Origin of the sequence: Mesorhizobium sp. BH1-1-4, assembly GCF_020165665.1 — a bacterium.
In the GTDB taxonomy this organism is placed as follows: domain Bacteria; phylum Pseudomonadota; class Alphaproteobacteria; order Rhizobiales; family Rhizobiaceae; genus Mesorhizobium.
Genome location: NZ_JAIUIN010000027.1, coordinates 55,628 through 69,551, shown reverse-complemented (window position 1 = coordinate 69,551; position 13,924 = coordinate 55,628). Strand labels below are relative to the sequence as shown.

Here is a 13,924-nt window from a genome sequence, read left to right as displayed (position 1 = left end):
GGCGAACCCATCATAAGGGGAGAAACTGTTACCTATGTATCCGGTTCAAACTGTTACCCATCTATCGGCTGGACACTAAACCTCACAACCCATCCAGCGGAAATTTCAGATATCTCCGGCCATTGGCTTCCGGCTCCGGCAGCCGCCCGCCATTCATGTTGACCTGCAACGCATGCAGGATCAGCCGCGGCATCGGCAATGTGCGGTCGCGCGCCTCGCGCAGGGCAACGAACTCGGCCTCGGTGCGTGCGGCGACGAGATGGACGTTGGTGGATTTCTGTATCGCCACGGTACTTTCCCACAGTGGCTCGCGGCCACCGGCCTGGTAATCGTGGCCGACGAAGACGCGCGTCTCGTCGGGCAGAGCCAATATATCCTGGATCGAGCGCCAGAGCCGCGTGGCGCTGCCGCCGGGAAAATCCGTCCTCGCCGTACCGCTGTCGGGCATGAAAACCGTGTCATGCACGAAGGCCGCATCCCCGACCACATAGCTGATCGACGCCAGCGTATGCCCGGGCGAAAACAGCACCTTGACCGGAAGGGTTCCGATCCGGAACGTCTCGCCCTCGGCGAACAACCTGTCCCACTGCGCGCCGTCGGCGGGAAAATCCGGCCAGTTGTAGATGACCTTCCACAGCGCCTGGACGTCGACGATCCTGTCGCCGATCGCCATCGGCGCTCCGGTCTTCTGTTTCAGGTGATGCGCCGCCGAGAAATGGTCGGCGTGGGGATGGGTATCGAGAATCCACTCCAGCTCCAGCCCGTTTTCCCCAATGAAATCGAGCAAGCCATCCGCGCTCTTCGTACTCGTCGCGCCGGACTTTTCATCGAAGTCGAGGATAGGGTCGATGATGGCGCATCGCTTCGTCGCGGGATCGGCAACGATATACTGGATGGCCCCAGTCGGCTTGTCATGGAAGCCGCTGACCTGCGGCTTCGCCAAAGCTATATCCACGTCCGGCTTCCCCAAGCTTTCCCGGCAGGAAGGATTTTCTCCGCCGGCACCCCACCGGAGCATGGTTGTCCGCCCCGGCGAACCAGTCAAGCATGACTTGGCCCACAGGAGCGGAAACCCGAAAACCGTTCCGGCGCGCTGGCTTCAGGCGGAAGGCTGCTTGGTCTTCCTGAGATAGGGCAGGATGGTGTCGTAGGCGCCGAAGCGCTTGATCGCATCCTCGTTGGAAACGGCGGCGGTGATGATGACGTCCTCGCCCTGCTTCCAGTTCGCCGGCGTCGCCACCTGGTGCTTGGCGGTGAGCTGCATGGAATCGACCGCGCGCAGGATCTCGTCGAAGTTGCGCCCCGTCGTCATCGGATAGGTCAGCACCAGCTTGATCTTCTTGTCCGGTCCAATGACGTAGACCGAGCGCACGGTGGCGTTGTCGGCGGGCGTGCGGCCTTCCGAGGTCTCACCGGCGCCGCCTGGCAGCATGTCATAGAGCTTGGCGACCTTGAGGTCCTTGTCGCCGATCAGCGGATAATGCACGGAATGGCCGGTCGCCGTCTTGATGTCGTCCTGCCATTTGCCATGGCTTTCGACCGGGTCGACCGAAATGCCGATGATCTTGACGTTGCGCTTCTTGAACTCGCCCTCGAGCCCCGCCATCGTGCCAAGCTCGGTCGTGCAGACCGGCGTGAAATTCTTCGGATGGCTAAACAGGATCGCCCAGCCGTCGCCGATCCAGTCATGGAATTTGATGGCTCCCTGCGTCGTCTCGGCGGTGAAGTCCGGCGCGATATCGTTGATACGAAGACTCATGACCTATCCCTACCCCTTGTGAAATGTAGCCGGCATTCTTTCAGCCGCCCGGCCCCGGCGCCTAGTCGTAGCACCGCAGCATGACGGATTAAAAGCTGGAGATGACGGCTATTCGGCCGGCGGGTAAAAATTTTTCGCCGCCGCCGGGATCGAGGCGAAAAATAAGGCGTGATCTCGGGCAGGAGACAAACGGCGGGGATCGGCGAGGATTCAGGCCTTGTTGATTGCCAGCGTCGCCGTCAGATCCTCCATGCGCTGCGCCAGGGCGCCAAGCGCGTTGGTCAGCACGCTGTCGCTCTTGTCGGCCTTGGTCAACGCCTCGTCGCGCGTCTTGCGCAGGGTCAGCACTTCGCTTTCCATGCCCTTGACGCGCTTCTGCAGCTCGGAAAGCTCGTCCATCACCATGATGCCGGCCATGACGGTCAGCCGCTGGTCGCCGATCTCGCCAAAAGAATCCTTCAAATGCGAAACGTAGCGGTCGAAGCGCTCGGCGAGATCGATCAGATGCTCTTCCTGGCCCTCGTCGCAGGCCATGCGGTACTGCTTGCCGTCGATTGAAACCGTGACCTGTGCCATCGGGCCAGCTCCTATCTGTCCAACACGGCGCGGATGGTTTCCATCGCGGTCACCAGCCGTCGCGAGACTTCCTTGTTGGCGTCTTCCAGGCGTTCGGCGCGGGCTTCGGAATTGTCGAGCTCCTGCGCGAGCCGCGAGCGATCGGCATTCATCCGCTGCACCTCGGCCTCGGCTTCCGAATAGTCGCGTTCATGCTCGAGCTTGGCCGCGACGGCGTTTTCCAGCCCCTCGATGGCCTTGCTCAGCCTGGCGATCACTTCCTTGAGCGTGGTTTCCCCGGTCATGGCCTTCGTCCTGTGCCCTGCCCATCACCGAATCGTTCGCGTTCAGAACGCGTTATGTCGGAAACATTAGGCACCGGGTGAAGGCGACGTCAACAAAGCTCTCGCGACTGTCCCCCGCTAACGCTAAAGTAGGCCCGCCGACGGCATCACAAGACCGGCAAATCTGCACCCGATTTGTTGACTAAAAGCCCGCGCCTGCTATGTGTCGCGCACCCTTTTCAAGGGCTCTCCCAAGCCCGCAAACCCCCACCTCGGAGGAACCATGACGTCGCGTGAACAACATGACCGGATGGCCAATGCGATCCGCTTTCTCTCCATGGACGCCGTCGAGAAGGCTCAGTCCGGCCATCCCGGCCTGCCCATGGGCTGCGCCGACATCGCCACGGTGCTGTTCACGCGCTTCCTGAAATACGACCCCAAGACCCCGCACTGGGCCGATCGTGACCGCTTCATCCTGTCGGCCGGCCATGGTTCGATGCTGCTCTATTCGCTGCTGCATCTGACCGGCTACGAAGACATGACCATCGACCAGATCAAGCACTTCCGCCAGTTGGGCTCGAAGACCGCCGGCCATCCCGAATATGGCCACGCCACCGGCATCGAGACCACGACCGGCCCGCTCGGCCAGGGCCTCGCCAATTCGGTCGGTTTCGCGCTCGGCGAGCGCATCATGAACGCCGCCTTCGGCAACGACCTTGTCGACCACTACACCTATGTGCTGGCCGGCGACGGCTGCCTGATGGAAGGTGTTTCCCAGGAAGCCATCGCGCTTGCCGGCCACCTCAAGCTTAACAAGCTGATCGTCTTCTGGGACAACAACAACATCTCGATCGACGGTCCGGTGTCGCTGGCCGACAACACCGACCAGGTCGCGCGCTTCCAGGCCTCCGGCTGGAACGCCAGCCATATCGACGGCACCGACCCGGAAGCGATTGCCTACGCCATCGAGGCGGCGCGCCATTCCGACAAGCCGACGATGATCGCCTGCAAGACGACCATCGGCTTCGGCGCCCCGACCAAGGCCGGCACCAACAAGGCGCACGGCTCGCCGCTCGGCGCCGACGAGATCGCCGGCGCGCGCAAGTTCTTCAACTGGGACTCGCCGCCCTTCGAAATCCCCGCCGACATTCTCGACGCCTGGCGTACCGCCGGCAAGGCCGGCGCCAAGCCGCGCACCGACTGGGAAGGCCGCCTCGCCAAGGCCGATCCGAAGCTGAAGGCCGAGTTCGAGCGCCGCCTTGCCGGCAAGCTGCCGGCAAATTTCGACGCCGTCATCGCCGACTACAAGAAGAAGCTCTCGGCCGACAAGCCGAAGGTCGCCACCCGCAAATCCTCGGAAATGGCGCTGGAGGTCATCAACGGCGCTGTGCCCGAGACCATCGGCGGCTCGGCCGACCTGACCGGCTCCAACAACACCAAGACCAGCCAGACCAAGAACATCACGCCGGACGACTACGGCCAGCGCTATGTCCATTACGGCATCCGCGAGCATGGCATGGCGGCCGCGATCAACGGCTTGACGCTGCATGGCGGCCTCATCGCCTATGGCGGCACCTTCATGTGCTTCTCCGATTACGCTCGTCCATCGATGCGGCTTGCCTCGTTGATGGGCATCCGCTCGATCTTCGTCATGACCCATGATTCCATTGGTCTGGGCGAAGACGGCCCGACCCACCAGCCGGTCGAGCACATGGCGGCATTGCGTGCCATCCCCAACCACAATGTCTTCCGTCCGGCCGATGCGGTGGAAACCGCCGAATGCTGGCAGATCGCGCTCGAATCCGAAAAGACGCCGTCCACCCTGGCGCTGACCCGGCAGAACCTGCCGACCGTGCGCACCGAGTTCACCGAAAAGAACCTCAGCAGCCAGGGCGCCTATGAACTCGCCGCGGCCAGCGGCGAGGCGGCGGTGACGATCTTCGCCACCGGTTCCGAGATCGAGATCGCGCTCGGCGCCCGCGATCTCCTGGAGAAGCACGGCCATCCGACCCGCGTCGTCTCGGTGCCTTGCTTCGAGCTGTTTGACAAGCAGAGCGAGGCCTACCGCAAGAAGACGATCGGCAACGCGCCGGTCAAGATGGCGATCGAGGCCGGCATCCGCCAGGGTTGGGATCATCTCATCGGCTCGGACGGCATCTTCATCGGCATGACCGGCTTCGGCGCCTCGGGCACCATCGAGCAGCTCTATCCGCATTTCGGCATCACCGCCGATGCGGCCGCCAAGGCGGCGGAAGCCCGCCTGCACGGCAAATAAGGGCTGGTTCCCACGCCGTGGCGTCGCCCCGGGCGACGTCCCGGGCCTGGACCAACCTAATCGATTTAATCCATGCCCTCGATGGCTGGATTCTTCGCCCGTCCGCCGCTATGAAGCTGCGGACCAACCGTCTGCCTTCCAGCTCCCAGGGAGAGAACAATGACCGTCAGAGTTGCCATCAACGGATTTGGCCGCATCGGCCGCAACATCCTGCGCGCCATCCATGAGTCCGGCCGCAAGGATATCGATGTCGTCGCCGTCAACGATCTCGGCCCGGTCGAGACCAACGCCCATCTGCTGCGCTACGACAGCGTGCACGGCCGCTTCCCGCATGAAGTGTCGGTTTCCGGCGACCAGATCACCGTCGGCAAGGAAAAATTCAAGGTCACCGCGATCAAGGATCCGACCCAGTTGCCGTGGAAGGAACTCGGCGTCGACATCGCGCTCGAATGCACCGGCATCTTCACCGCCCGCGACAAGGCCGCCGCGCACCTGACCGCCGGCGCCAAGCGCGTGCTGGTCTCGGCGCCCGCCGACGGCGCCGACCTGACCGTCGTCTACGGCATCAACCACGACAAGCTGACCAAGGACCACATCGTCATCTCGAACGCGTCCTGCACCACCAACTGCCTGGCGCCGCTGGCGGCCGTCCTGCACGAGACGGTCGGCATCGAAAAGGGCATGATGACGACGATCCATTCCTACACGGGAGACCAGCCGACGCTGGACACCATGCACAAGGATCTCTACCGCGCCCGCGCCGCCGCCCTGTCGCAGATTCCGACCTCGACCGGCGCCGCCAAGGCGATCGGCCTCGTCCTGCCCGACCTCAAGGGCAAGCTCGACGGCATCTCGATCCGCGTGCCGACCCCCAACGTCTCGGTCGTCGACTTCAAGTTCATCGCCAAGCGCGCCACCACGGTGCAGGAGATCAACGAAGCGGTCATCGCTGCTTCCAACGGCAAACTGAAGGGCATCCTCGGCGTCACCCATCATCCGAACGTGTCGATCGACTTCAACCACGATCCGCGCTCCTCGATCCTGGCGCTCGACCAGACCAAGGTGATGGACGGCAACTTCGTCTCGGTGCTGTCGTGGTACGACAATGAGTGGGGCTTCTCCAACCGCATGGGCGACACCGCAGTCGCGTTCGGCAAGACCATCGCCTGATCTGGGATCCGTCTTCTCGACACTTGAAACGCCCGGCTTCGTCCGGGCGTTTTCGTTTGCCGAAGCAGCAACGCGAAAATCAGCGGCGTGGGGCAAAAAACCACCCTCCCGCCTTGCACTGGTCACGCCTTCGCCCCACTCTCCCGTAAATCCAGCAGGCAGAGGAATTCGAGGGGCAAATCACGGATGGAGCATGCGATCTATCTCGTTACGCTGGTCGGCACGGCGCTGGTTGTCGCCGCCGCGTTTTCGAGCCTGATCGCCTTCCGCTTTGGCGCGCCCCTCCTGCTCCTGTTTCTGTGCATCGGGCTCGCCACCGGAACCGACGGCCTCGGCATCCAGTTCGACAATGCCCGTATCGCCTATTTTGCCGGCTCACTGGCACTTGCCGTCATCCTCTTCGATTCCGGCTTCGGCACGCCGCTCAACGCCTTGCGGCAGGCGGCCGGGCCGGCCCTGTCGCTGGCGACCTTCGGCGTGCTTCTCACCACCGGACTGTTCGGCGCCGCCGCCTATTATCTGCTCGACCTCAGCTGGCTGGAATCCTTCCTGCTCGGCGCCGCCGTCGCCTCGACCGACGCGGCGGCCGTGTTCTTCCTGCTGCGCGCCGGCGAGATCAATCTGCGCGAGCGCGTGCGCTCCACGCTCGAGGTGGAATCCGGCACCAACGATCCGATCGCCATCTTCCTGACCATCACGCTGGTCGAGATCATCGCCGCCCACGCCAATCCCGAAGCCAATGTCCTGGTCACCAATCTGATCCTCGGCTTCCTCGTCAACATGGGTCTCGGCGCCATCGTCGGCGTGCTTGGCGGCCTCGCCATCGTGCGCCTGGTCGATCGGCTCAACCTCGACCATGGCCTGCTGCCGATCTTCGTGCTGACCCTGTCGCTGATGGTCTTTGCCGCCGCTGGCGCGATTGGCGGCTCCGGCTTCCTCGCGGTCTATATAGCCGGCCTGATCGCCGGCAATTCCGACATCCGCGCCGTCACCATTCTGAAGCGTTTCCAGGACGGCATGTCGTGGCTGGCGCAGATCATCATGTTCCTCATCCTCGGCCTGTTCGCGACGCCCTCGCAATTTCCGGCGATCATGGTGCCTGCGATAGCGCTTGGCCTGTTCCTGATGTTCGTCGCCCGCCCTGTCGCCGTGTGGCTCTGCCTGATCCCATTCCGCCTGCCACGTCCCGAAGTCGCCTTCGTCTCCTGGGTCGGCCTACGCGGCGCCGTATCCATCCTGCTCGCCATCACGCCACTGCTCGGCGGGCTGGAGAATGGCCGCACCATCTTCAACGCCGCCTTCATCATCGTTCTGGTGTCGCTGGTCATCCAGGGCTGGACCGTCGGCCCGCTGGCGCGTCGCCTCGGCCTGATCGTGCCGGCGCGGCTCGGGCCTCTGGACAAGGTCGAGCTGGAACTGCCCGGCTCCGCCCATCACGAACTCCTTGCCTATCGTGTCGCGCCGGGCAGCCCCGTGGCGCGCGGCGAGCGCATCCCGCGCTGGGCGCGGCCCTCCCTGGTGCTGCGTGACGGCCGCTCGATGCGTTTCCAGGACATGGGCCGGCTCGCAGCCGGCGACCAGGTCTACATCTTCGTGCCCGACCGCTATCCGCGCCTGCTCGACAAGCTGTTCGCCAGCCGGGCGGTCGTCGACCCGGAGGATGCCGATTTCTTCGGCGCGTTCGCCGTCGACCCGGCTCGCTCCGCCGCCGAACTGGAAGCCGCCTACGCGCCCGGTCTCACCGAGGCCGAGCAGAAACAAACCGTCGGCGCGCTGGTCACGGCGCGGCTCGGCGGCCATGCCGAATATGCCGACCGCGTGCTGCTCGGCCCGATCGAACTGATTGTGCGCGACGTCGACGACAAGGGCAAAATCACCGGGCTCGGCCTGTCCTTCGAGCCGACCGCGCCGGTGGCACGCGTGCCTGTCTTCCTTAGCGCCGGCGAGATGGGCGACCGTCTGAGTGCCTTTATCCGCAACTGGCGCAAGCCGGCCGAGGCGCGGGTGACGACAGGGACGGAGGTCCCCGAGCCTGCGGTCGAGAAGGCGTCGACCGAAAGCTGACAGGACGATCGTTTGCCCAGCCTGACATATGCCGGTTGGTCTTCACGGACTATGTTCCCGCCCGTCTCAAAATTTCGCATCCGACCCCGGCCAAAGCCTTGCATCGTCATTGATGCGAGGTATGGTCCCGGCGATTTCTAATGCATGTCGCCCAAAAGTGACCTCGGTTTGGGAGAACGACATGCATGAAAACAACGATCTGAAGCGCGTCGCATGAATCGGGTCGACGCGACACGCTTTAAGGGAAAGGGACCAGCATGGCTGCCTTCAAGACACTGGACGATATCGGCAACATCAGCGGCAAGCGCGTGCTGGTTCGCGTCGACCTCAACGTTCCCGTCGCCGACGGCAAGGTCACCGACGCCACCCGCATCGAGCGCATCGCGCCGACCATCGCCGAATTGTCCGGCAAGGGCGCCAAGGTCATCCTGCTTGCCCATTTCGGTCGACCCAAGGATGGCCCCTCGCCCGAATTCTCGCTGGAGCCGATTGCCAAAGCCACCGCGCAGGTGCTCGGCCGCCCCGTCGGCTTCGCCTCGGATTGCGTCGGCGACACGGCGGGAAGCGCTGTCGCGGCCATGGACAAGGGCGACGTGCTGCTCTTGGAAAACACCCGCTTCTACAAGGCCGAGGAGAAGAACGACCCCGCCTTTACCGAACGGCTCGCCGCCAATGGCGACATCTTCGTCAACGATGCCTTTTCGGCGGCCCATCGGGCGCACGCCTCGACGGAAGGTCTGGCGCGCCTGTTGCCCTCCTTTGCCGGCCGCACCATGCAGGCCGAACTCGAAGCGCTGGAGAAGGGCCTGGGCAATCCGGTGCGTCCGGTCGTCGCCATCGTCGGCGGCGCCAAGGTCTCGACCAAGATCGACCTGTTGATGAACCTGGTGAAGAAGGTCGACGCGCTGGTCATCGGCGGCGGCATGGCCAACACCTTCCTCGCCGCGCGCGGCACCGATGTCGGCAAGTCGCTGTGCGAGCATGATCTTGCCCCGACCGCCAAGCAGATCATGATCGAGGCGGCCGAGGCCGGCTGCGCCATCATCCTGCCGGTCGACGGGGTCGTCGCCAAGGAATTCAAGGCGGGTGCGGCCTGCGAGACCGTCGCCATCTCCGACGTGCCGGCCGATGGCATGATCCTCGATGTCGGCGAGAAGACCGTGACGACGATCGGCGAGTGGATCGACCGTGCCGCGACGCTGGTCTGGAACGGTCCGCTCGGCGCCTTCGAGATCGAACCGTTCGACCATGCGACGGTGGCGGCGGCCAAGCACGCGGCGGCGCGCACCAAGGCCGGCAAGCTGGTCTCTGTCGCCGGCGGCGGCGACACGGTGGCAGCGCTCAACCATGCCGGTGTCGCCGACGATTTTACTTATGTCTCGACCGCCGGCGGCGCCTTCCTGGAGTGGATGGAAGGCAAGCCGTTGCCCGGCGTCGACGTGCTGAAGCGCTGAGTCCTGTAGGCGCCCCCGGCAATCTGATCAACTCAAGGAGAGCCGGCGGCGGCGCCGGCGACTTTCAATCGATTCGAGCTTCCCGGCGCCATTCCTTTGGCGGTAGAGTTCCGTTAAGCGCGGAACAGACCCTTGAGGAGAAGCAAAATGAGCGAACGTCTCGAAGACATTGCCGCCGCGATCGTGGCCAACGGCAAAGGCCTGCTGGCCGCCGACGAAAGCTCCGGCACCATCAAGAAGCGCTTCGATGTCATCGGCGTCGAATCGACCGCCGACAGCCGCCGCGACTATCGCGAGATGATGTTCCGCGCCAAGGACGCGATGACCAAGTACATTTCCGGCGTCATCCTCTATGACGAAACCATCCGCCAGAAGGCCGCCGACGGTACGCCGCTGGTCGATATCATCAAGGCGGCGGGCGCCATCCCCGGCATCAAGGTCGATGCCGGCGCCAAGCCGCTGGCCGGCTTTCCTGGCGACACCATCACCGAAGGCCTCGACGGCCTGCGCGAGCGCCTTGCCGACTATTATAAACTCGGCGCCCGCTTCGCCAAATGGCGCGCGGTGATCGACATCGACACGGACAAGGGCGTGCCGTCGGCGACCTCTATCGGTTCCAACACCCACGCGCTGGCCCGCTACGCCGCCCTTTGCCAGGAAGCCGGCATCGTGCCGATCGTCGAACCGGAAGTGCTGATGGACGGCGCCCATTCGATCGACACGTGCTACGAGATCAGCAAGATGACTTTGCTTAAGCTCTACAACGAGCTCCACGCGGCACGCGTGGTTCTGGAAGGCACGATTTTGAAACCCAACATGGTGCTGTCGGGCAAGAAGTCGGGCACGGTGGACAGTCCCGAAAAGGTCGCCGAAATGACCATAAAACTGTTCCGCGAGACGGTGCCGGCGGCGATACCGGGCATCGCCTTCCTCTCCGGCGGCCAGGAGGACGAGGAGGCGACCGCCAACCTCAACGCCATCAACGCCATCGGTCCGCATCCGTGGAAGCTGACCTTCTCCTATGGCCGCGCGCTGCAGGCCGCGCCGCAGAAGGCCTGGAGCGGCAAGGCCTCGAACATCGCCGCCGGCCAGGCCGCCTTCACCCACCGCGCCCACATGAATTATCTCGCCGCGCTCGGAAAATGGCAGCCAGCCTTGGAAACGGCCGCCTGAACCAGCCTCTCTTTTCGCAACCGGACCCGGGCCATGTGCCCGGGTTTTGTTTGCAGCACCCAAGGATTGGGCCAGAGCTTGGGATAGCGCCCGACCATCCTTATGTCCTCTCCGGTGTTTTCGGCGGCGATGTCGGATTACGCCCATCCCGAACGTCCTTGGGGGTGATCGACAGGGAGAGGCATATGCATCGCAACAAGGTCGTTTCGCGTGAAGACTGGTTTCTGGCGCACAAGGCCCATCTGGCCCGGGAGAAGGAACTGACCCGGCTTCGCGAGCGTGTCGCGGCGGAGCGGCGTGAATTGCCTTGGCTGAAGATCCGGAAGGACTATGTCTTCGAGACGGAGCAGGGACCGAGGAAGCTGGCCGATCTCTTCGCCGGCCGCAGCCAGTTGATCGTCTACCATTTCGTGTTCGCGCCGGGCTCGACGCATCACTGTGAGAGCTGTGCCTTCGTCGCCGACCACATCGATGGGGCCAACCAGCACCTCAGGCATCATGACGTGTCGCTTGTCGTGATCGCGCGCGCGCCGCTCGCCGAGCTGCTGCCTTACAAGCAGCGCATGGGCTGGAAATTCGACTGGATGTCATCCTACGCCTCGGATTTCAACTTCGACATGCAGGTGTCCTTCACCGACCGGCAGCTCGCGTCGGGCGAAGCTGTCTACAATTTCGAAACACCTGTCACGACGTCGAAGGATCTGCCCGGCACCACCGTCTTCTACAGGGACGAGACCGGCGACATTTTCCTGACCTTCATGTCGCGCGCTCGCGGCAGCGAGCAGTTCATCGGCGCTTATCAATATCTCGACATGGCGCCGAAAGGCCGGGACGAACCCGGTCCCTACAGGACATCGATGGATTGGGTACGACTACACGACGAGTACGAAAACAGGTCGCGGTCTGGCGGCGCATGACCGAAGGTCATCTCCGGGTGATGCAGCAATCCGTTCACCCCGGCCGCAACATGCGCTAAGGCTGCCGCTGGTCATTTTACGGTTAGCCCATGCGTTTCCCGACCGTCCTCACCTGGCTCGCTTTCCCCGTCTATGTCTGGCAGGGGTTGGGCGTGCGTCGCCGCACTTCGCGCATGCTGCCGGCGCAGGGACCAGTCATGCATGAGATCGCGGGCAAGGCCCCGGTGATCTCGCTGCTGGTGCTGGGTGATTCCTCCGCCGCCTCGGTCGGCATCGGCAATTCCGAAAACGGCCTTGCCGCGCAGCTCGCCACGCTGATTGCGCAGCGCACCGGCAGCGCCGTGCGCGGGCGCGCCGCCGGCTTCAATTCGGCGACATCGGGCCAGATCCGCGACCATGTGCTGCCCAACCTGTCGGCTGATCCGTGGACACATATCGTGCTCGCCATCGGCACCAACGACACCAAGAATTTCCATTCCGTGCCGCGCTTCAAGAAGGAGTTCGGCGGCCTGCTCTACGCGTTGCGCGCCAAATGGCCGGAGGCGCGCGTTGTCTGGTCGCCGGTGCTGGAGTTCACGCGGGCGCCGGCCATGCCGTCGCTGCTCGGCGAGATCCTCGAAATCCGTGCCACAGCGATGAACCGGATGGGTGAACGGCTGTGCTTGGAACGCGGCGCGCTGCCGGCGCCACGCCTGCCGATCACCAATCCCGAAGCCGGTTTTGCCTCCGACGGGTTTCATGCCTCGGAGGCCGGCTACCGGGCCTGGGCCGAGCATCTCGTCGGCCCCGCGCTTGGAGACTGAGAGCCGACGGTAGGTGCTGGCCTATGTCAGATGCCCGAGCACGGCCGCCAGCGAGATCGCCGCCATGGCGAGCAGCGCCAGCTTCCAGAAATCGCCGCGACGCTTGAGCCCGGGCCAGCCGAGCGGCTTGATCAGCTGGATGACCATGAACCCGACGATGACAAGGGCGAGGAGTTTCGTCATGCCGCCTTTGACCAGCAACGCCGCCACCTGTCAAAGCGGTTCGTTCGGTCTCCGGAAAGAAAAGACGCCGCGATCCCGAACCGGGACGCGGCGCCGCTTTAACCGCGCAGCGATCTACTTCAGCGGCTTGAGGCCGGCCTCGATCGAAGCACGCTTCGGTTCGAGGAAGGGCGGCAGGGCGAGGCTTTCCCCCAGCGTTTCCAGCGGCTCGTCGGCGGTGAAACCCGGCCCGTCGGTGGCGATCTCGAACAGGATGCCGTTCGGCTCGCGGAAATAGAGCGAGCGGAAATAGTAGCGCTCGACCTCGCCGCTCGACGGCAGCCGGAATTCCGCCAGGCGCGCCGTCCATTGATGCAGCGTCTCCTGGTCGGGCGCCCTGAAGGCGACGTGGTGAACCGCACCGGCGCCCTGCCTTGCAGGTTCCAGCCCAGGCTGCACGGCGACATGAAGCTCCGCCGCCGGCCCGCCCGCGCCCATTTCGAACACGTGGACCTGGCCCTCGCCGTCGGGCGAGGCATAGTCGCGTATCTTGCGCATGTTCATCACTTTGGTCAGCACCGCCTCGGTGTTGGTGCTGTCGGGGACACTGATGACGATCGGCCCGAGCCCGCGGATCTGATGTTCGGCCGGCACCGGGCTTTGCGCCCAGGGATGGCTGCCGCCCCGTCCGCCATCGCTGACGAGCCGCAGCCGCTGGCCTTCGGGGTCCTCGAAATCCAGCGATTTGTAGCCGCCGATATCGGCAATATCGCCTGTCACAATGCCTTCGCTGGCAAGGTGCTGCTTCCACCAAGCAAGGCTCTCCTCGCCGCCGACCCTGAGGCTGGTCCGCGCGATACTGTGCGTGCCGCGCCGTTCGCGGCCGATTGGCCAATCGAAGAAAGTCAGGTCGGTGCCCGGCGTTGCCTCGCCGTCGGCATAAAAGAGGTGATAGGCCGAGGTGTCGTCCTGGTTTACCGTCTTCTTGACCAGCCGCAGGCCCAGTACCTTGGTGTAGAAATGAAGATTGCCGGGCGCATTGGCCGTGATGGCAGTCAGATGGTGTAGCCCTGTCAGTTGCATGCTCATGGTCGTCTCCCTTGTTTTTGGGGAAGAAATTTTCTCCCTCCATATCAGAACTCCGGTCACGCCGCTGAAGGCCGCTTATCCCGACAGTCCGTCATCCGAGGATGAACAATACGACCTCGATTAGCTCTCTCCGAGTGAACAATCCGCGACCGCTTGCCGCGTCACGACAGGAACGGAACTGCCATCGCTGGAGCTGACATCCTCCTGACAGACTGCTGT

General features: G+C 63.9%; 13 protein-coding genes. 7 read left to right on the top strand and 6 right to left on the bottom strand.

Going from position 1 to position 13,924, the window contains the following annotated elements; all coding sequences use genetic code 11:
* Positions 1-82: 82 nt before the first annotated feature.
* The 4 genes from LB569_RS28475 to LB569_RS28460 form a co-directional block, all read right to left on the bottom strand.
* Complete coding sequence (locus LB569_RS28475; RefSeq protein WP_224694953.1) at positions 83-955, bottom strand: MBL fold metallo-hydrolase; 873 nt, start codon at positions 953-955, stop codon at positions 83-85.
* Positions 956-1,099: 144 nt separating this feature from the next.
* Positions 1,100-1,759 carry a peroxiredoxin gene (locus LB569_RS28470; RefSeq protein ID WP_140707991.1) on the bottom strand — a complete coding sequence of 220 codons (660 nt, stop codon included), beginning with the start codon at positions 1,757-1,759 and terminating at the stop codon, positions 1,100-1,102.
* A gap of 210 nt (positions 1,760-1,969) precedes the next feature.
* Positions 1,970-2,335 (bottom strand): cell division protein ZapA, encoded by a 366-nt coding sequence (locus tag LB569_RS28465; RefSeq protein ID WP_056575728.1) that lies wholly within the window; start codon positions 2,333-2,335, stop codon positions 1,970-1,972.
* Between the two features lie 11 nt (positions 2,336-2,346).
* Positions 2,347-2,619: a DUF4164 domain-containing protein gene (locus tag LB569_RS28460; protein WP_015315371.1), complete on the bottom strand. Its 273-nt coding sequence runs from the start codon at positions 2,617-2,619 to the stop codon at positions 2,347-2,349.
* A 262-nt stretch (positions 2,620-2,881) separates the two neighbouring features.
* On the opposite strand from LB569_RS28460, the gene tkt reads away from it, so the two are divergent.
* The 7 genes from tkt to LB569_RS28425 all read left to right on the top strand — a co-directional run bounded on the left by tkt (position 2,882) and on the right by LB569_RS28425 (position 12,454).
* Positions 2,882-4,873 (top strand): transketolase, encoded by a 1,992-nt coding sequence (gene tkt, locus LB569_RS28455; protein WP_224694952.1) that lies wholly within the window; start codon positions 2,882-2,884, stop codon positions 4,871-4,873.
* Positions 4,874-5,032: 159 nt separating this feature from the next.
* Positions 5,033-6,043: a type I glyceraldehyde-3-phosphate dehydrogenase gene (gene gap, locus LB569_RS28450; RefSeq protein WP_140707988.1), complete on the top strand. Its 1,011-nt coding sequence runs from the start codon at positions 5,033-5,035 to the stop codon at positions 6,041-6,043.
* Positions 6,044-6,229: 186 nt separating this feature from the next.
* The gene (locus LB569_RS28445) at positions 6,230-8,107 is read left to right on the top strand and encodes a potassium/proton antiporter (protein WP_224694951.1); all 1,878 of its coding nucleotides are present in this window, start codon (positions 6,230-6,232) and stop codon (positions 8,105-8,107) included.
* 257 nt (positions 8,108-8,364) lie between these two features.
* Entirely contained in the window at positions 8,365-9,561 is a 1,197-nt protein-coding gene (locus tag LB569_RS28440; RefSeq protein ID WP_224694950.1) for a phosphoglycerate kinase, read from the top strand.
* Between the two features lie 147 nt (positions 9,562-9,708).
* Positions 9,709-10,734 carry a class I fructose-bisphosphate aldolase gene (locus LB569_RS28435; protein ID WP_224694949.1) on the top strand — a complete coding sequence of 342 codons (1,026 nt, stop codon included), beginning with the start codon at positions 9,709-9,711 and terminating at the stop codon, positions 10,732-10,734.
* A gap of 185 nt (positions 10,735-10,919) precedes the next feature.
* Positions 10,920-11,651 carry a DUF899 domain-containing protein gene (locus tag LB569_RS28430; protein WP_224694948.1) on the top strand — a complete coding sequence of 244 codons (732 nt, stop codon included), beginning with the start codon at positions 10,920-10,922 and terminating at the stop codon, positions 11,649-11,651.
* An 89-nt stretch (positions 11,652-11,740) separates the two neighbouring features.
* Complete coding sequence (locus LB569_RS28425) at positions 11,741-12,454, top strand: SGNH/GDSL hydrolase family protein (protein ID WP_224694947.1); 714 nt, start codon at positions 11,741-11,743, stop codon at positions 12,452-12,454.
* 21 nt (positions 12,455-12,475) lie between these two features.
* Here LB569_RS28425 and LB569_RS28420 read toward each other — a convergent pair whose 3' ends face one another.
* Together LB569_RS28420 and LB569_RS28415 are read right to left on the bottom strand one after the other, a co-directional pair.
* Positions 12,476-12,637: a hypothetical protein gene (locus tag LB569_RS28420; protein WP_140707978.1), complete on the bottom strand. Its 162-nt coding sequence runs from the start codon at positions 12,635-12,637 to the stop codon at positions 12,476-12,478.
* Between the two features lie 114 nt (positions 12,638-12,751).
* On the bottom strand, positions 12,752-13,705 hold the full coding sequence (locus LB569_RS28415; RefSeq protein ID WP_140707976.1) for a ring-cleaving dioxygenase: 954 nt from the start codon (positions 13,703-13,705) through the stop codon (positions 12,752-12,754).
* Positions 13,706-13,924 lie beyond the last annotated feature (219 nt).